14 protein-coding genes are annotated in these 16,706 nt (G+C 69.1%); 7 read left to right on the top strand and 7 right to left on the bottom strand.

The features are described 5' to 3' along the window. Positions 1-2: 2 nt before the first annotated feature. A complete protein-coding gene (locus DIS04_RS09400) occupies positions 3-572 on the bottom strand; it encodes a helix-turn-helix domain-containing protein (protein ID WP_111413503.1) in 570 nt (189 codons plus the stop codon). A 211-nt stretch (positions 573-783) separates the two neighbouring features. On the opposite strand from DIS04_RS09400, the gene tdh reads away from it, so the two are divergent. From tdh to ugpC, 5 genes are all read left to right on the top strand, one after another. Next, a complete protein-coding gene (gene tdh / locus DIS04_RS09395) occupies positions 784-1,812 on the top strand; it encodes an L-threonine 3-dehydrogenase (RefSeq protein ID WP_111413502.1) in 1,029 nt (342 codons plus the stop codon). Between the two features lies 1 nt (position 1,813). After that, a complete protein-coding gene (kbl, locus tag DIS04_RS09390) occupies positions 1,814-3,004 on the top strand; it encodes a glycine C-acetyltransferase (protein ID WP_111413501.1) in 1,191 nt (396 codons plus the stop codon). A gap of 93 nt (positions 3,005-3,097) precedes the next feature. Beyond that, the gene (gene malT, locus DIS04_RS09385; RefSeq protein ID WP_111413500.1) at positions 3,098-5,803 is read left to right on the top strand and encodes an HTH-type transcriptional regulator MalT; all 2,706 of its coding nucleotides are present in this window, start codon (positions 3,098-3,100) and stop codon (positions 5,801-5,803) included. Positions 5,804-5,925: 122 nt separating this feature from the next. Continuing rightward, positions 5,926-7,602, top strand: a complete 1,677-nt coding sequence (locus tag DIS04_RS09380; protein WP_111413499.1) for an alpha-amylase family glycosyl hydrolase — start codon at positions 5,926-5,928, stop codon at positions 7,600-7,602. Continuing rightward, positions 7,590-8,705, top strand: a complete 1,116-nt coding sequence (gene ugpC, locus DIS04_RS09375) for a sn-glycerol-3-phosphate ABC transporter ATP-binding protein UgpC (protein WP_111413498.1) — start codon at positions 7,590-7,592, stop codon at positions 8,703-8,705. Before DIS04_RS09380 ends, ugpC begins: the two co-directional genes overlap by 13 nt. 82 nt (positions 8,706-8,787) lie before the next feature. On the opposite strand, the gene malG is transcribed toward ugpC, so the two are convergent. The 4 genes from malG to copM form a co-directional block, all read right to left on the bottom strand. After that, positions 8,788-9,678: a maltose ABC transporter permease MalG gene (malG, locus tag DIS04_RS09370; protein WP_111413497.1), complete on the bottom strand. Its 891-nt coding sequence runs from the start codon at positions 9,676-9,678 to the stop codon at positions 8,788-8,790. A gap of 25 nt (positions 9,679-9,703) precedes the next feature. Next, on the bottom strand, positions 9,704-11,308 hold the full coding sequence (malF, locus tag DIS04_RS09365; RefSeq protein ID WP_111413496.1) for a maltose ABC transporter permease MalF: 1,605 nt from the start codon (positions 11,306-11,308) through the stop codon (positions 9,704-9,706). 60 nt (positions 11,309-11,368) lie between these two features. Beyond that, entirely contained in the window at positions 11,369-12,556 is a 1,188-nt protein-coding gene (gene malE, locus DIS04_RS09360) for a maltose/maltodextrin ABC transporter substrate-binding protein MalE (protein ID WP_111413495.1), read from the bottom strand. A 213-nt stretch (positions 12,557-12,769) separates the two neighbouring features. After that, the gene (copM, locus tag DIS04_RS09355; RefSeq protein WP_111413494.1) at positions 12,770-13,348 is read right to left on the bottom strand and encodes a CopM family metallochaperone; all 579 of its coding nucleotides are present in this window, start codon (positions 13,346-13,348) and stop codon (positions 12,770-12,772) included. A 103-nt stretch (positions 13,349-13,451) separates the two neighbouring features. Here copM and DIS04_RS09350 point away from each other — a divergent pair, with 103 nt between their 5' ends. Continuing rightward, the gene (locus DIS04_RS09350) at positions 13,452-13,904 is read left to right on the top strand and encodes an NfeD family protein (protein ID WP_111413493.1); all 453 of its coding nucleotides are present in this window, start codon (positions 13,452-13,454) and stop codon (positions 13,902-13,904) included. Between the two features lie 67 nt (positions 13,905-13,971). After that, entirely contained in the window at positions 13,972-15,018 is a 1,047-nt protein-coding gene (locus tag DIS04_RS09345; RefSeq protein ID WP_111413492.1) for an SPFH domain-containing protein, read from the top strand. Here DIS04_RS09345 and zapE read toward each other — a convergent pair. Continuing rightward, entirely contained in the window at positions 15,015-16,151 is a 1,137-nt protein-coding gene (zapE, locus tag DIS04_RS09340; RefSeq protein ID WP_111413491.1) for a cell division protein ZapE, read from the bottom strand. The two genes, DIS04_RS09345 and zapE, sit on opposite strands and share 4 nt — an antisense overlap. Continuing rightward, entirely contained in the window at positions 16,148-16,624 is a 477-nt protein-coding gene (locus tag DIS04_RS09335; RefSeq protein WP_111413490.1) for a GNAT family N-acetyltransferase, read from the bottom strand. Before DIS04_RS09335 ends, zapE begins: the two co-directional genes overlap by 4 nt. Positions 16,625-16,706 lie beyond the last annotated feature (82 nt).

The following is a 16,706-nucleotide window of genomic DNA, read 5'->3' as shown; positions in this document are numbered from 1 at the left end:
CGCTACTGATAGGTCACGACGAGGAAGCTCACCAGCTCCTCATCACCGTCATTCTCGATGATGTGCTCGAGGTCGACGTGGTAGTGGGCCGAGTCGCCCGGCTGCAGCTCGCAGCGATTGTCTCCGGCGATGACCCGCGCCTGGCCCCGGGTCACGGTCAGCAGTTCGCGAGTACCCTCGAAGTGGGCGGCGCTCTGCAGGCGCGCCCCCGGCGCCAGCCGGATCTCGTAGAACTCGACGTTCTTCTCCATGTGCAGCGGCGACAGCGTGCGGATGCGACAGTCGCGGTCGTCGCGGAACAGCTGGCTGGCGTCGTCGCCGCGCACCACCTCGATGCGCGAGGCCGTCCACGGTTGATCCACCAGGTCGCCGATGTTCATGCCGAAAGCCTGGGCGATGCGCAGCGTGACCGCCAGGGTCGGGTTGGCCTTGCCGCGTTCGATCTGGCTGAGCATCGAGCGGCTGACGCCGGAGGCCGCCGCCAGCTGTTCCAGGGTCAGCCCGCGACCCTTGCGCAGCTCGATCACCCGATGGGAGAGGCTGCCGGCCTCCGTTTGCGCTTCGTCTGACATTGCCGTGTCCTTCACCTCGACTTCTCATCTATACCCAAGATATGCCCGACGCGCCGGGCAAGAATCCAGCATGAAAGAATTTTTTCTTGAAAACCGGAAATGTTCTGCAATACTGGAAATCGTTCTCTTATATTAAACCTCTCGTGGCGATTTGCCACTCCCGGCATCGCCGACCGGATCGGCCCTCTACTCCAAGCGGAAGGGGAAGGACATGCAGGCACTGATCAAGAAGGAGGCGGCACCCGGCCTCTGGCTGGACGAGGTGCCCGACCCGCGGGTCGGCATCAACGATGTGCTGATCAGGGTGAAGCGCACCGCCATCTGTGGCACCGACGTGCATATCTACAACTGGGACAGCTGGGCACAGAAGACCATCCCGGTGCCCATGGTGGTGGGCCACGAGTTCGTCGGCGAAATCGTCGAGGTCGGCTCCAACGTCAACGACTTCCACCCCGGGCAGCTCGTCTCCGGCGAGGGCCACGTGGTGTGCGGGCGCTGTCGCAACTGCCTGGCCGGGCGCCGCCACCTGTGCGCCCACACCAGCGGGGTGGGGGTCAACCGGCCCGGGGCCTTCGCCGAATACGTCGCCCTGCCCATGTCCAACGTGTGGGAGCACAAGCCCGGCATCGACCTCGACGTGGCCGCCATCTTCGATCCGCTGGGCAACGCCGTGCACACCGCACTGCAGTACGACCTGCTCGGCGAGGACGTGCTGATCACCGGCGCCGGGCCGATCGGCGCCATGGCCGCCGCGGTGTGCCGCCACGCCGGGGCGCGCCACGTGGTGGTCACCGATCTCAACCCGGAGCGCCTGGAGCTGGCCAGGCGGCTGGGCGCCACCCGCAGCGTGGACGTGCGCCATGAGACGCTGCCCGACATCCAGCGCGAGCTGGGCCTCACCGAGGGCTTCGACGTCGGCCTGGAGATGTCCGGCAGCCCCGCCGCCTTCCGCGACATGCTGGCCAACATGTGCCACGGCGGCAAGGTGGCGATGCTCGGCATTCCCACCGAGGAGATCGCCATCGACTGGAACACGGTGATCTTCAACATGCTGACGCTGAAGGGCATCTACGGCCGCGAGATGTACGAGACCTGGTACAAGATGTCGGTGATGGTGGAGTCCGGCCTCGACGTCTCGCCGGTGATCACCCACCGCCTGCCCTACGCCGAGTTCCAGCGCGGCTTCGATGCCATGCTGAGCGGCGAAGCGAGCAAGGTGGTGCTCAACTGGGAGTCATGACATGTACGGAGCCTTCAAGCAGCACCTGCAGGGCGAGCTCGACGCCATTCGCCGGGCCGGCCTGTACAAGCACGAGCGTCAGCTGACCACGCCCCAGGGGGCCCATGTCGGCATCAATGCCGGCAGCGAGGTGCTCAATCTCTGTGCCAACAATTACCTGGGCCTGGCCCAGCACCCCGAGGTCAAGGCCGCGGCAGCGGCCGGACTCGAGGCATGGGGCTACGGGCTGGCCTCGGTACGCTTCATCTGCGGCACCCAGAGCCTGCACAAGCAGCTCGAGCAGCGCCTCAGCGACTTCCTCGGCACCGAGGACACCATCCTCTACCCCTCCTGCTTCGACGCCAACGGCGGGCTGTTCGAGACCCTGCTCGGCGCCGAGGATGCGGTGATCTCCGACGAACTCAACCACGCCAGCATCATCGACGGCGTGCGGCTGAGCAAGGCGCGGCGCTACCGCTATCGCAACAACGACATGGCCGACCTCGAGGCGCAGCTCCAGGCGGCCGACCGCGACGGCGCGCGCTTCAAGCTGATCACCAGCGACGGCGTGTTCTCGATGGACGGCTACATCGCCCGGCTCGACGAGATCTGCGACCTGGCCGAGCGCTACGGGGCACTCGTGCACTTCGACGACTGCCACGCCACCGGCTTTCTCGGCGAGGGCGGCCGCGGCACCCACGAGTACCGCGGCTGCATGGACCGCATCGACATCACCACCGGCACCCTGGGCAAGGCGCTGGGCGGCGCCAGCGGCGGCTACACCAGCGGCAGGCGCGAGATCGTCGAGCTGCTGCGCCAGCGCTCGCGCCCGTACCTGTTCTCCAACACCGTGGCGCCGCCGGTGGTGGCCGGCGCGCTGAAGGCGATCGAGCTGGCCGCTGGGTCCCGCGAGCTGCGCGACCGCCTTACCGAGAACACCGCCTTCTTCCGCGAGGGGCTCGAGCGGCTCGGCTTCGAGCTGCTGCCGGGCGAGCACCCCATCGTGCCGGTGATGCTGCACGACGCCGCCCTGGCCGCCCGCTTCGCCGAGGAGATGCTCAAGGAGGGCGTCTACGTGATCGCCTTCTCCTACCCGGTGGTGCCCCAGGGCAAGGCGCGCATCCGTACCCAGATGTCGGCCGCGCTGAGCCGCGACGACCTGGAATTCGCCCTGGCCGCCTTCGGCCGGGTCAAGGCGCGCCTGGGGCTGTGACGGGCGCTGCCTACGCCCTTGGTCGTAGGCAGCGCACAGGGGGCGAAGCCGCAGGCATACTGGCTGAATCGTTACAGTACGGTGCCGGTTGCCATGCCCCTGCTCCAGGAAAAGCTCTGCCCCCCCGCGCGGCCCGCCACCGTCGTGGCCCGGGACAAGCTCAACGACCGCTTCGCGCTGACCGAGCGGGTCCGGCTGATGGTGATCCAGGCGCCGCCCGGCTATGGCAAGAGCACCCTGCTGGCCGAGCGGCTGCCACCGCTGGAACAACCCTCGGCCTGGCTGCGCCTGGATGCGCGCGACGACGAGCCCGAACGCTTCGGCAGCTATTTCCGCGAGGCGCTGGCCACCCTGTGCGGCACGCTCGGCCTCGCCGTCGAGCTGCCTCGGCCTGCCCCGCTGGCCGACGCCGTGGAGGCGTGGCTGGCGGCGCTGCCGGGCGAGGCCGAACCCGGGCGGCTGGTGCTCGACGACTTCCACCACCTGCGCCACCCCCAGATTCTCGAGAGCCTGCGCCACTGGCTCGACCACCAGCCGCCCTGGCTGACCCTCACGGTGGCCTCGCGGACTCGCCCCGCCCTGGGCCTGCCGGGGCTTCGGCTGCGCGGCGAGCTGGAGGAGATCGGCCTGGCCGAACTCGCCTTCGACCTGGAGGAGGCGCAGACGCTGTGTGCCGAGCAGCTCAGCTTCCCGCCCACCCGGGTCAGCCTCGAGCGCGCCCTGCGCCGTACCGGGGGGTGGCCGCTGGCGCTGGCCTGGCTGATCGAACGCACCACCACGCGCGCGGCCTTCGACAACCTGCTCGAGCGCCTCGACGGCGCCCATCCCGACTTCGTGGCCTGGTTCGACGAGCTACTGGAGCACAGCGTCGAGGAGCCCGACCGCCACCTGCTGCTGCAGCTCGGCGTGCTGGAGCGCTTCTCGCCCACGCTGGTGGCGCGGCTGCTGGAGGGGGAGCGGCTCTCCCAGCGCCTGGAAGCGCTCGACCGCGCCGGGCTGTTCCTCGAGCGGGTCGAGCCCCATGCCCAGTGGTTTCGCTTCCATCCGCTGTTCGCCGGCTACCTGCGCCATCGCCGCCATGAGCTGAGCCTGACCACCCAGCGCGAGCTGCATCAGCGCGCCAGCACGGCCTGGCTGCGGCTGGGCAACCCCGCCCTGGCGCTGGCCCAGGCCATCGAGGCCGACGCCCCCGGGGCGCTGGCCGAGCTGCTCGAGCAGGAGGGGCCCACCCTGCTTGGCAACGGCCACTTCGCGCTGCTGGCTCGGGGGCTCGCCGCGCTGGGCGACACGCGCCTGGTCGAATCCCCCCGGCTGACCCTGCTGCACGGCTGGGCCTCCCATGCCCAGTACCACTTCGACCGCACCCGCCAGGCCATCGACTGGATCGAGGCGCAGCTCGACGCCCCCGAGTGGGCCGAGCTGGCCGCCGAGTTCGCCACCCTGCGCGCCCAGCTGGCGATCAACGAGGGCGATGCCGAGCGCGCCGCCCCTCTCGCCGAGCGGGCCCTGACCCTGCCGCCCCGCTACTTGGCCGCCACGCCCCTCACCGCCGCGGCGATTCTCGCCGAGGCGCGCTTCGTCCAGGGGGAGCTGGCCGAATCGTTGCAGCGTACCCAGCAGGTGGAGCGCGAAGCGGCCCGCCTGGGCGATGCGCAGCGCCGGCTGTGGGCGCTGTGTCACCAGTCCGAGACGCTGGTGGCACAGGGTCGGCTGCAGGCCGCCTATGACGTGCAGGAGCGCGCCTTGGCGCTGGTCGAGCGCTCCGGCCTCGAGCGCCTGCCGGTGGCGGAGTTCATCTATCGCATCCGCGGCCAGCTGCTGTGGGAGTGGCAGCGCCTCGACGAATCGGAGCAGGCGGCGCTCAAGGGCATCGAGGTTCTCGACACCCAGGGCGAACGCTGGACCCTGCAGTGCCACATCAACCTGGCCAAGGTGGCGCTGTCGCGCGGCGACCAGACCCAGTGCGCCGACTACATTCGTCGCCTGCGCAAGATCCTCGTCCAGGGCGACTACCACATCGACTGGCAGGCCAATGCCCACGCCACCCTGCTGGCCTGGTGGCAGGCCAACGGCGACCTGGACGCCGTGGCCCGCTGGCTGCAGGAGGCACCGCCCGGCGACCCCGCTCGCGCCACCAACCACTTCGCCCAGTGCAACCTGCGCAACCATGCCCGGGCGCTGACCCTGCTCGGCCGCTTCGACGAGGCCGAAGCGCTGCTCATGGCGCTGGAACGCCAGACCGAGCGGCTGGGGCTGATGACCGACGCCAACCGCAACCGCCTGTGCCTGGCGGCGCTGGCCTGGCAGCGCGGGGAGCCGACGGCGGCCGTGGCGCACCTGCGCGAAGCGCTGCAACTGGCCACCCGCACGGCGCTCACCGGCAGCTTCCTGCGCCTGGGCCGGGCACTGCCGGAGATGCTCGAGCCACTGCTGGGCGACGAGGGCCTCGACCCGCTGGCCAGGAGCCACGCCGAGCGGCTGCTCGAGCTCGCCCGCCGCCAGCGCGAATTCGGCCGCGCCGTGCGCCTGATGCTCGACGACTCGGTGATCGACGACATCGTCGCCCGCCCCGACGTGCCGGAGCTGATCCGCACCTCGCCGCTGACCCGTCGCGAATGGCAGATCCTCGGCCTGATCCACGCCGGGCTCTCCAACGAGCAGATCGCCGAGCAGCTCGCGGTGGCCCCGACCACGGTCAAGACGCATATCCGCAGCCTCTACCAGAAGCAGCACATCCGCCGCCGCGAGGAGGCCATCGCGCTGGCCGGCGAGCTGCTCTCGCGCATCCAGGGGGAGTGAGGCGGACGCCTCCTCCCCCTCCCTACGCCCTCCCCCCGCGAGGTCTAGAGGATTCCCCCCGCCGTGCCCGAGGTCACCATCGTCGCCAGGTACCCACCCACGCACGGCGACAAGGACAAGAGATGAACCCACAGCAGATCTTCGGCAGGCAGGGGCAGGAGTGGTGGCGCGGCGCGGTGATCTACCAGATCTACCCGCGCAGCTTCATGGACAGCAACGGCGACGGCATCGGCGACCTGCCGGGCATCATCGACAAGCTCGACTACATCGCCTCGCTGAACGTCGATGCCATCTGGCTATCGCCCTTCTTCACCTCGCCGATGAAGGACTTCGGCTACGACGTGGCCGACTACCGCGACGTCGATCCCATGTTCGGCACCCTGGCGGACTTCGACCGCCTGGTGGAGGCCGCTCATGCCCGTGGGCTCAAGGTCACCATCGACCAGGTGCTCTCGCACACCTCCGACCAGCACCCCTGGTTCGCCGAGAGCCGTGCCAGCCGCGACAACCCCAAGGCCGACTGGTACGTGTGGGCAGAGCCCAAGGCCGACGGCTCGCCGCCCACCAACTGGCAGTCGGTGTTCGGCGGCAGCTCCTGGCAGTGGGACACCCGCCGCTGCCAGTACTACCTGCACAACTTCCTCGCCAGCCAGCCGGACCTCAACTTCCGCAACCCGACGGTGGTCGAGGCGATCCTCGACGAGGTGCGCTTCTGGCTCGACCGTGGCGTCGACGGCTTCCGCCTCGACGCGGTGAACTTCTGCACCCACGGCGAGCTCAAGGACAACCCGCCCCGTGGCGAACTCGCCGAGGGCTTTCTCGGCGTGCGCCACGACAACCCCTACGGCTACCAGCTTCACCTGCACGACAAGACCCAGCCCGAGAACCTCGCCTTCCTCGAGCGGCTGCGCGCCCTGCTCGACGAGTACCCCGGCACCACCAGCGTCGGCGAGGTGGGCGACGACGATTCGCTCAACGTGATGGCGGCCTATACCCAGGGCGGCAACCGCCTGCACATGGCCTACTCCTTCGACCTGCTCGGCGAGCGCCACGATCCCGCCTTCCTGCACCGGACCATGACCGCCATGGAGGAGCGCATCGGCGACGGCTGGCCGTGCTGGGCGCTGGGCAACCACGACGTGCCCCGCGTTGCCACTCGCTGGGGCGCCGAGGGCAATCGGGACAAGTTGCGGCTCTACCTGGCCTTCCTGCTCACCCAGCGCGGCAGCGTGTGCCTCTACCAGGGCGAGGAGCTGGGACTGACCGAGGCCGAACTGACCCTGGAGCAGCTGGCCGACCCGGCCGGCATCACCTTCTGGCCGGCCTACAAGGGGCGCGACGGCTGCCGCACGCCCCACCCCTGGAGCGGCGACATCCGGCATGGCGAATTCTCCCAGGCCGACCCGTGGCTGCCGGTGCCCGACGAGCACCTGGCCCTGGCCATGGATCGCCAGGACGAGGACCCCGGCTCGCTGCTCAACGCCTACCGCGACTTCCTCGCCTTCCGCCGCGAGCACGTGGCGCTGGTCAAGGGCGAGGTCCGCTACCATCCGGTCCGCGACGGCGTGCTGTGCCTGGAGCGCCACTACCCGGCCCGGCAGCCCAGCGAGCGCCTGCTGGTGGCGCTCAACTTCGGCGATGCCCCCCGCGACCTTGCGGCGCCGCGCGAGGCCGCCCCGCTCGACGACGCCCCGGCCCTGGTCAACGGTCGCTGGCAGGACGGCCGGCTGCAGCTGCCGCCCCATGGTGTCGCCATCGCCCGCTGCCCGACCGGGGAGGAAATCACATGGGACATCTGACGCTCACCGGCATCGGCAAGGACTACGAGGGCGTCGAGGTCTCCCGCGACATCGACCTGACCATCGAGGACGGCGAGTTCGTCGTCTTCGTCGGCCCCTCCGGCTGCGGCAAGTCGACCCTGCTGCGCATGATCGCGGGGCTCGAGGAGATCACCCGCGGCGAGATGCGCCTGGACGGCGAGCGCATCAACGAGGTGCCGCCGCAGGAGCGCGACATCGGCATGGTGTTCCAGTCCTACGCGCTCTACCCGCACATGACGGTGGCCGAGAACATGGCCTTCGGCCTCAAGCTGGCGCGTACCGACAAGGCCGAGATCCGGCGCCGGGTGGCCCATGCCGCCGAGATGCTGCATCTCGGCGAGCTGCTCGAGCGGCGCCCCAAGGAGCTCTCCGGCGGCCAGCGCCAGCGGGTGGCCATCGGCCGCACCCTGGTCAAGGAGCCGGCGGTATTCCTGTTCGACGAACCGCTCTCCAACCTCGACGCCGCCCTGCGGGTCGACATGCGCGTCCAGATCGCCGAGCTGCACCGGCGCCTGGGTGCGACCATGATCTACGTGACCCACGACCAGACCGAAGCGATGACGCTGGCCGACCGCATCGTGCTGCTGGCCGGCGGGCGCATCGCCCAGGTCGGCGCGCCGCTCGCGCTCTACCACTACCCGGCCACGCTGGAAGTGGCGCGCTTCATCGGCTCGCCGCGCATCAACACCCTGCCGGTGACGGTCCTCGATCCGGGCCGGCAGCGCACCGCGGTGCGCCTGCCCAGCGGCGAGACGCTGGCCGTGGCGGTGGACGGCGCCCGCCTGAAGGCCGGCGACAGTGCCACCCTGGCGGTGCGCGCCGAGGACTTCGTCGCCGCGGCCGGCGCCGAGGCGCGTCTCGCCGCGCGGCTGCTGGTGGCCGAGAAGCTCGGCTACGAGACGCTGGCCCACCTGCGCGTGGAAGGCGCGAGCGAGACCCTGACCCAGCGCCTCGACGGCCTGACCCACCTGGAGGATGGCCAGCGCATCGAGCTGGGCCTCTCCGGCGAGCGCTGCCACCTGTTCGCAGCCGATGGCACGGCCTGCCCGCGGCAGGTGCGGATTCCCGGCGTGACCCTCTAGCTTCCGCGGTTACCAATGACGCCCCGATCTCGTCGAGATCGGGGCGTCTTGCCAGGACCGCAGCCAGTCTTCGCGCCTGTTGTCAGCCCTTCACCCCGCCCGCCGTCAGCCCGCCGATGATCCAGCGCTGGCAGACAAGGAAGGCCACGGTGATCGGCAGGCCGGAGAGCACCGCGGCAGCGGCGAAGTTGCCCCAGCGCTGGTTGTGGTCGGCGAGGTACTGCTGGGCGCCCACCGCCAGCGTCAGCTTGTGCTCGTCGACCAGCAGCACCGAGGCCATGGGGTACTCCATGATGCTCATGACGAAGGCGAGGATGAACACCACCATCAGGATCGGCCGCGACAGCGGCAGCAGGATATGGCGGAACGCCTGCCAGGTGCTGGCGCCGTCGACCATGGCGGCCTCCTCCAGCGAGCCGTCGATCGACTCGAAATAGCCCTTGATGGTCCAGATGTGCAGCGCCACCGCGCCCAGCGAAGCGACAATCAGGGCGCCGTGGGTATTGATGCCGAGCCAGCCGACGAACTGCCCGAGGCGGTCGAACAGGGCGTAGAGCGCGACCAGCGACAGAACCGCCGGGAACATCTGGAAGATCAGCATGCCCTTGAGCAGCGGCGCCTTGCCGGCGAAGCGCATGCGGGCGAAGGCGTAGGCGCTGGTGGTGGAGAGCAGCACGATCAAAAGCGACGACACCAGCGCCACCTTGATCGAGTTCCACAGCCACAGCAGCACCGGGAACGGCGGCTGAACCACGCTGCCGTCGGCGCGCTCCCAGGGAATGCCCAGCGCCAGCGCCCAGTGCTCCAGCGAGAAGTTCTCCGGGATCAGGCTGCCGCTGGCGAAGTTGCCCTCGCGAAAGGAGATCGAGATCACCAGCACCAGCGGGAACAGGATCAGCACCAGGAAGCCGATCAGGGCGAGATGCGCCGCCAGCTTGCGGGCGCGGATCGAGCGGGGTTGAACCATGGCCATGACGATTCTCCTGTGAGCTTGCGAATCAGACCCTGACCTTGGCCAGGCGCAGGTTGAGCAGCGCCAGCCCCGCCACCAGCACGAAGATCAGCGTGGCGATGGCGGCGGCCAGGCCGAAGTTCTGCCCGGCGTCCTGAAAGGCGATGCGGTAGGTGTAGCTCACCAGCAGGTCGGTGGTGCCTGCCGGGGTGCTGGCGCCGAGGATGTCGGGGTTGCCGCCGGTGAGCAGGGCGATCAGCACGAAATTGTTGAAGTTGAAGGCGAAGCAGGCGATCAGCAGCGGCGTGAGCGGCTTGAGGATCAGCGGCAGGGTGATGCGGAAGAGGTTGGTGAGCGGCCCGCCGCCATCCACCGCCGAGGCTTCGTAGAGGTCCCGGGGAATCGACTGGATCAGGCCCATGCACAGCAGCAGCATGTAGGGGTAGCCGAGCCAGGTGTTGACGACCAGCAGCATGGTACGGGCGAGCCAGGGGTCGGTGAACCAGCCGGGGCGGATGCCGAACAGGGCGTCGAGGATCAGGTTTATCTCGCCGAAGTGCTGGTTGAACATGCCCTTGAAGATGAGGATCGAGATGAAGGCCGGCACCGCGTAGGGCAGGATCAGCAGGGTACGGTAGAGCGCCTTGCCTCGCAGCTGATCCCACTGCAGCAGCGAGGCGAGCGCGAAGCCCGCCATCAGCGTGAACGCCACCGTGAGCCCGGCGAAGGCGAAGGTCCAGACGAAGATCTGCAGGAAGGGCCCGCGGATGTCGGGGTCGAGGAAGATCCTGGCGTAGTTGTCGAGGCCCACCGCCACCGGCCAGCCCGGCGTGATGCGCTCGCCGTCGTCGGCGACGAAGAAGCCGGTCTCGTGATCGGGCGTGAGCAGGCGATCGTCACGGCGGTCGTACAGGCTGCCGTCGTCGCGCGCCGCGTAGCGCTGGAGCATGGGTGCGAAATGGCGCAACCCGACCATGCGCAGCTCGAGCCCCTCGGGCGTCACCAGGACCAGCTCCTGCAGCGCGGCGCGATTGGCGATCACCTCGCGCATGGGCAGCGCCTCGCCTGACGGTTCGCCTGGCGCCGGCTGGATGGCGACGTGCCGCCCCTCCCCCTGCGCCAGTGGCATCGGCCCGGTGACGAAGCGCGAGACGCCCTCGAGCGCCGCCTCGAGCTCGGCCTCCCGCTCGTCGGCTTCGCCCTCGCGCGCCAGGTAGAGCTGAACGCCTTCGTCATTGCCATAGAGCTGGAAGCCGAAGGTGGCGCTCTCCTCCTGGTAGGTGCGCGACAGCAGCTGGGCCCGCACCCGCTCCTCGCTGAGCAGATTGCTGGAGCTGTAGTTGCTGAAGCTGATGCCGATGGTATAGAGCAGCGGAAAGATGACGAACAGCGCCATGCTGGCCACGGCGGGGAAGATGTAGCGGTGGCTCATCAGCCGGCGGCGGGTGAAGACCGCGCCCAGGGCCGCGCCGAGCACCAGGAACAGCATGGCGAAGATCGGCTGGCCGTTGAGGTGGAAGGCGAGCACCAGCCACAGCAGCGCCAGCACCAGGGCGGCGACCAGGCCGCGCAGCGCCCAGCGCGTGTAACGTTCGGCCGGGTAGCGGGAGCGGTGGCGCGGCAGCCCCCGGGAAGCATTGGTGGTATACATGAGCAGGTCCTGCTGATGGCCGGCGACGCCTGCCGCCGGCCGGGGCATTGAGCGAGACGGTTACTGGCGCATGCGCCGCGCCGCGGCGTCCAGCGCTTCGCGGGGCGACTGGCGGCCGCTGCCCATGTTCTGCAGCGCCGGCTCCATGGCGGCCCAGAAGGCCCCCATCTCGGGAATGTTGGGCATCGGCATGCCGAGCTCGGCGTTCTCCAGCGTGGCGGCGATATTGGGGTCGCTCTCCAGCTCCTGCTGGTAGTCGATGTGCGCCACGGCGCCCAGGCTGCCGTCATCGTTGAAGGTGCGCATGCCCGCCTCGTCGAGCAGGTAGTTCTCGAGGAACTCGACGGCCAGGAAGTCGTTGGGCGAGGCGGTGTTGATCATCGCCGCCATCACGCCGAACATCGGTTTGGCGCGCTCCTCCCCCACCCGGGGCAGCAGTGCCACGCCGTAGTCGATGCCGCTCTGCTCCAGGTTGCTCCAGGCCCAGGGGCCGCTGATCATGGCGGCCACCTCGCCACGGTTGAAGCGCGTGTCCATGATGCTGTAGTCGGTGCCGCGCGGCAGCACGTCGCTCTCGATCAGCTCGACCAGCAGCTCGGCGCCCTGGATCGCACCCGCGTTGTTGACCCCGATGTCGTCGACGTCGAAGCCGGCCTCGGTCTGGCGGAACGGGTAGCCGCCGTTGGCCGCCAGCAGCGTCCAGCCGTAGTAGGGCTCGCCGTAGTCGAACAGGATCGCCTTCCTGCCCTGCTCGGCGAGCTCGGCGTCGAGTGCCGCCAGCTCGTCGAAGCTCTCCGGAGGCGTCTCCACCAGCGCCTTGTTGTAGATCAGCCCCAGCGCCTCCACCGAGATCGGGTAGCCGTAGTGCTCGCCGTTCCACAGCGTGGCGTCCCAGGTGAAGTCGAAGTAGCGCTGGCGAAAGTCGTCGTCCGGGGCGATGGGTGCCAGCAGGCCGCTCTGGGCCCACTCGCCGATGCGGTCGTGGGCCCAGATCACGATGTCCGGCCCCTGGCCGCTGCCGGCGGCCTGCTGGAAGCGGTCGGTGAGGTTGTCGGGATTGACCACCTCGACATCGATGCCGGTCTCCTCGGTGAAGCGTGAGGCCACCTCGCGAATGCCGTCGTGGCCCTTGTTGTCGCCCATCCAGATCGTCAGCCGGTCGTCCTCGAAGGCCTGGGCGGAGAGGGGAAGGCCGCCGGCGAGCGCGGCCAACAGCGGGAACAGCACGCCATGGCGTGTCCGAGTCATGTAGCAACCTCCGGGTTGTTGTTATCGGTGCCGTCTGAGCGCGGCGGTAGCGAACACGCCTAGCCTCGCCAATCGCGGCGCAGGCGTCCTCCTCCCCCAGGGACGCAGGGGTGGCGTAAACGCAGGGCGTAGGAGCGAAGCAGGCAGCGCAAGACGCGCCGCAGAGAGACGGACGGCATGCGGCGATGCCGTCCGGGGGGGTGGCGAACCGCTCTAGTCGGCGTCGCCCTCGTGGCCGTGCTGGGCCAGCCAGTCCTGGAGGAAGGCGATCTCCTCCTCCTGGGTCTCGATGATCTCCCGCGCCAGGTCGCGGATGGCCTCGTCCTCGCCGTGAGCGAGTACCACGTTGGCCATGTCGATGGCGCCCTGATGATGGGCGATCATGCCCTGGGCGAAGTCGGCGTCGGCGTCACCGCTGAACTCGGTCTGCATGTCACCATGCATGCGCTCGGCGATCTCGCGGTAGGCCTGAACCGCCGGATTGTCGGCGTGCTCGTCCTCCTCGGGCGTGTCGGCATGCTCGGCATGTGCCTCGGGGGATGGGTCGGGGGCCTCCTCGCTGCCCGCCTCCTCCTGCCGGGCCTCGTCCCCGTTGGCCTCGTCCCCGTTGGCCTCGTCCTCGGCATCCGCGCCATCCTGTTGCGCCTCGGCCTGCTCGGGCTCGGCCTGCTCGACGCGCTCCTGCGCCTGAGCCTCCTCCTCCGCCACCAAGATCGGCGCTGACAGCAGGGCGCCGCCGGCCAGGATCACGGCCAGCGCCGAAAGAGGGCGTATATGCGGGGTGTGCGACATGGTGCTCTCCTTTACCATGGGGTCGTAGGATTACGATAGAACCTGGGATCGCGCAGGTCATCGCGCCTGGGCGCCAGGGAAACCATTCATTACCGAGACTACCATGGACTGGAACCCCGCCCTGATCTGGCTGGCCATCGCCCTGCTGCTGGGCCTGGCTGAACTCTCCTCCGGCGGCCTGGTGCTGCTGTCGCTGGGGGTCGCCGCCGCCCTGACCTCGGCCCTGGCGGCATTCGGGCTCACCCTGCCGTGGCAGCTGCTGGCCATGGGCGTGTTCTCGGGCCTCCTGATCCCGCTGGCGATCAAGGTGATCCGCCCCTGGTTCTCGCCCAGCGGGGTGGCCTACGGCACCACCGGTACCGGCGTCGAGCAGGGGCGCACCTACACCACGCTGAAGCGTGACTTCGATGGCGCCAGCGGGATCAAGATCAACGGCGACTTCTACCGCCTGCGCGTGGCCGAGACCGGCGAGACCGAGCTTGCCGAGGGAACGCTCGTGGTCTTCCGTCAGTTCGACGGCACCACCGCCATCGTCAGCCACACCCAGCCTCAGTGATACACGAGCAAGACACCCGGCGCCGAAGGACGGCGCCTACCTACGCATCGAAAGAGGGAACGTGAACATGGATCTACCCATCAATCCGGGGCTGCTGCTGGCGCTCATCGTCGTCGTGATCGGCATCCTGATCGTCGCCAAGGGGCTGGTCATCGTGCGCCAGTCGGAGGTCATGGTGATCGAGCGCCTGGGCTCGTTCAACCGCCTGCTGGAGAGCGGCATCAACATCATCATCCCCTTCATCGAGCAGCCCCGCGCCATCACCATGATCCGCTACCAGAAGCGCGGCGAGGAGTATTTTCCGATAACGAGCAGCGAGGCACGTATCGACCGCCGCGAGACGGTGATGGACTTTCCCGGCCAGCCGGTGGTGACGACCGATAACGTCACGGTCACCATCAACGGGGCGCTCTATTACCAGATCATCGACCCGCGCCGTGCCGTCTACGAGATAGAGAACATGAGCCAGGCGGTGGAAGTGCTGGCCAAGACCACGCTGCGTTCGGTGGTGGGCAAGATGGAACTCGACAAGCTGTTCGAGTCGCGCGCCGAGGTCAACAACGAGATCCAGGCCGCGATGGAGGAGCCGGCCTCCAAATGGGGGGTGAAGATCTCGCGGGTGGAGGTGCAGGACATCGCCATGCCCGAGGAAGTGGAAACCGCCATGCGCCTGCAGATGGCCGCCGAGCGCAAGCGTCGCGCCACCGTGACGGAAGCCGAGGGCGAGAAGGCCGCCGCCATCGCCAAGGCCCAGGGCCAGCGCGAATCGGCGATCCTCAACGCCCAGGGCGACAAGGAGTCGGCCATCCTGCGCGCCCAGGGCGAGCAGGAGTCGATCAAGCTGGTGCTCAACGCCATCGGCGACAGCGACGAGCACAAGCGCACCGTGGTGGGCTACCTGCTCGGCCAGAGCTACATCAAGGTCCTGCCGAACATGGCCAAGGAGGGCGAACGGGTGTTCGTGCCCTACGAGTCCTCCGCCCTGCTCGGCTCCATGGGCATGTTCCGCGAAATGGCCGGCTCGCCGGAGGACACCGTGGCGCAGCACCTGCGCGACAACGACCGCCAGAGCGGCTTTCGCAGCGGCATCGTCGGCGGAGCGGCCGGCAGCTAGGCGCTCACCGAGAATCGCGCCAGCTGCATCTCGCGCAGCCGGCTGAGGGTGCGCCGGAAGGCAAACGACAGGTAGCCATGGGGATAGAGCTCCTCCATGGCGACCTCGGCTTCGATGTGGAGCGGCACGCGGCGGTCGTAGCACTCGTCGACCAGGGCAATGAAGCGCCGTACCCCATCGTCGCGCCGCGACAGCGGCGGCAGCTCGCGCTCCCCGGCCTCGATGCGCTCGGCGCCATCCTCGGTGCCGCGGGCGATGCGTCCCGCCGAAGCGGCACCGCTCAGGCGCGGTACCTCGCTGAGCATGACATGCTCGAACGCGTCGGCCAGGGCGATGAAGTCGAGCGCGGCCAAGGGCGATTCGCACAACTCGGCATAGCGACACCACACCACGCGTTCGCTACGCCGTTCCACCGCAATCCGGCGATGCCCCAGCTCGATGGGCGCATGGCTTGCCAACTCACCCTCGCTCAGCCGGGCGAAAACGTCGTCCAGCGCACTCGGCCGGCCGGGCTCGGCCACCCAATAGCGCTGGCACGCCCGGCCGGGGTGCAGGCGGTGATCGAAGCCACCGTCGAGTTCCACCACTTCCATGCAGCGCTCGATGGCGTCGATGGCGGGCAGGAATCGTTCACGGTTGAAGCCGTCGGCATAGAGCTGGCTCGGCGCCTGGTTGGAGGTACACACCAGCACCACGCCGTGGTCGAACAGCGCCTGCAGCAGGCGCCCGAGCAGCATGGCATCGGCGATGTCGCTGACGAACAGCTCATCGAGGCAGAGCACGCGAACCTCGGTCGCCAGCTCACGGGCCAGTGCCGTGAGGGGATCGGACACGCCGCCGAGCTGGAACTGGCGCTGGTGGACCCAGCGCATGAAGCGATGGAAGTGCAGGCGCCGGGAGGGCACCGGGAGGTGGCGCTGAAAGCCGTCCATCAGCCAGGTCTTGCCGCGCCCCACCGGCCCCCACAGATAGACGCCTGGAACGGCCCCGCACCCTGTCGTGGCGCCCGCGCCCTGCAGCGCCTGGAAGCACGCGTCGAGCCGCGCGGCGGCAGCCTGCTGGGCCTCGTCGGGGGCGAAGCCGTGATGCTCGACCGCCTCGCGATACAGCCTCAGCGGCGAGGCCGCCGTCACGCCCCGAGCTCGCGCAGCATGATGGTGACCTCCTCGCCGCGGTAGCTGAGCTCCTCGTGGTCGCACCAGCCGAGCCGCCGGTAGAGCGCCTGCTGGTCGGGGGTGAAGAGGTAGAACCGGCGGGTGCCGCAGGCAGCGGCTTCCTGCTCGACCCGCCGGATCAGGCGGGTGGCGATGCCCTGGCCGCGCCACTCCGGCAGCACGAACACCGAGGCCAGCCAGGGGGTGAGGTCGGGTCGGTCGTCCATGTCCCGGGCCATCAGTGCCGCCGTGCCCACCGGCTGGTCGCCGTCCATCGCCACGAACACGGAGGGAACCCCGCCGTCGCCGCATTCGCGGCGAAAGGCGTCGCGCCAGCTGTCGGCCGTATAGTCGGGGTTGAGGTGGCCCCATTCGGCATGGGTCCAGCTCGCCACGCTGGCCACGTGGGGTGAGTCGGGGGTCAGGCGGACGATGGTGATCGTCGAATTCATGCGCACTCCTCTTGCTTCGCGCGGGCGGCTGCCGCCTCGCTTTGGTTGTTCTCGCAGACTTTCTATGCTGAGACAACATCGA

Source organism: Billgrantia lactosivorans, assembly GCF_003254665.1.
Classification (GTDB): domain Bacteria; phylum Pseudomonadota; class Gammaproteobacteria; order Pseudomonadales; family Halomonadaceae; genus Halomonas; species Halomonas lactosivorans.
Note: the sequence above shows the minus strand (reverse complement) of the source record. Positions and strands in the feature narration are given on the sequence as shown.

Bases quoted from the DNA above. Each gene is read 5' to 3' on its own strand.
- kbl (WP_111413501.1), top strand. From the start codon at position 1,814: ATGTACGGAGCCTTCAAGCAGCACCTGCAGGGCGAGCTCGACGCCATT.
- DIS04_RS09400 (WP_111413503.1), bottom strand. From the start codon at position 572: ATGTCAGACGAAGCGCAAACGGAGGCCGGCAGCCTCTCCCATCGGGTG.
- tdh (WP_111413502.1), top strand. From the start codon at position 784: ATGCAGGCACTGATCAAGAAGGAGGCGGCACCCGGCCTCTGGCTGGAC.
- DIS04_RS09345 (WP_111413492.1), top strand. From the start codon at position 13,972: ATGGATCTACCCATCAATCCGGGGCTGCTGCTGGCGCTCATCGTCGTC.
- DIS04_RS09380 (WP_111413499.1), top strand. From the start codon at position 5,926: ATGAACCCACAGCAGATCTTCGGCAGGCAGGGGCAGGAGTGGTGGCGC.
- malF (WP_111413496.1), bottom strand. From the start codon at position 11,308: ATGTATACCACCAATGCTTCCCGGGGGCTGCCGCGCCACCGCTCCCGC.
- DIS04_RS09335 (WP_111413490.1), bottom strand. From the start codon at position 16,624: ATGAATTCGACGATCACCATCGTCCGCCTGACCCCCGACTCACCCCAC.
- copM (WP_111413494.1), bottom strand. From the start codon at position 13,348: ATGTCGCACACCCCGCATATACGCCCTCTTTCGGCGCTGGCCGTGATC.
- ugpC (WP_111413498.1), top strand. From the start codon at position 7,590: ATGGGACATCTGACGCTCACCGGCATCGGCAAGGACTACGAGGGCGTC.
- malE (WP_111413495.1), bottom strand. From the start codon at position 12,556: ATGACTCGGACACGCCATGGCGTGCTGTTCCCGCTGTTGGCCGCGCTC.
- malT (WP_111413500.1), top strand. From the start codon at position 3,098: ATGCCCCTGCTCCAGGAAAAGCTCTGCCCCCCCGCGCGGCCCGCCACC.
- malG (WP_111413497.1), bottom strand. From the start codon at position 9,678: ATGGCCATGGTTCAACCCCGCTCGATCCGCGCCCGCAAGCTGGCGGCG.
- DIS04_RS09350 (WP_111413493.1), top strand. From the start codon at position 13,452: ATGGACTGGAACCCCGCCCTGATCTGGCTGGCCATCGCCCTGCTGCTG.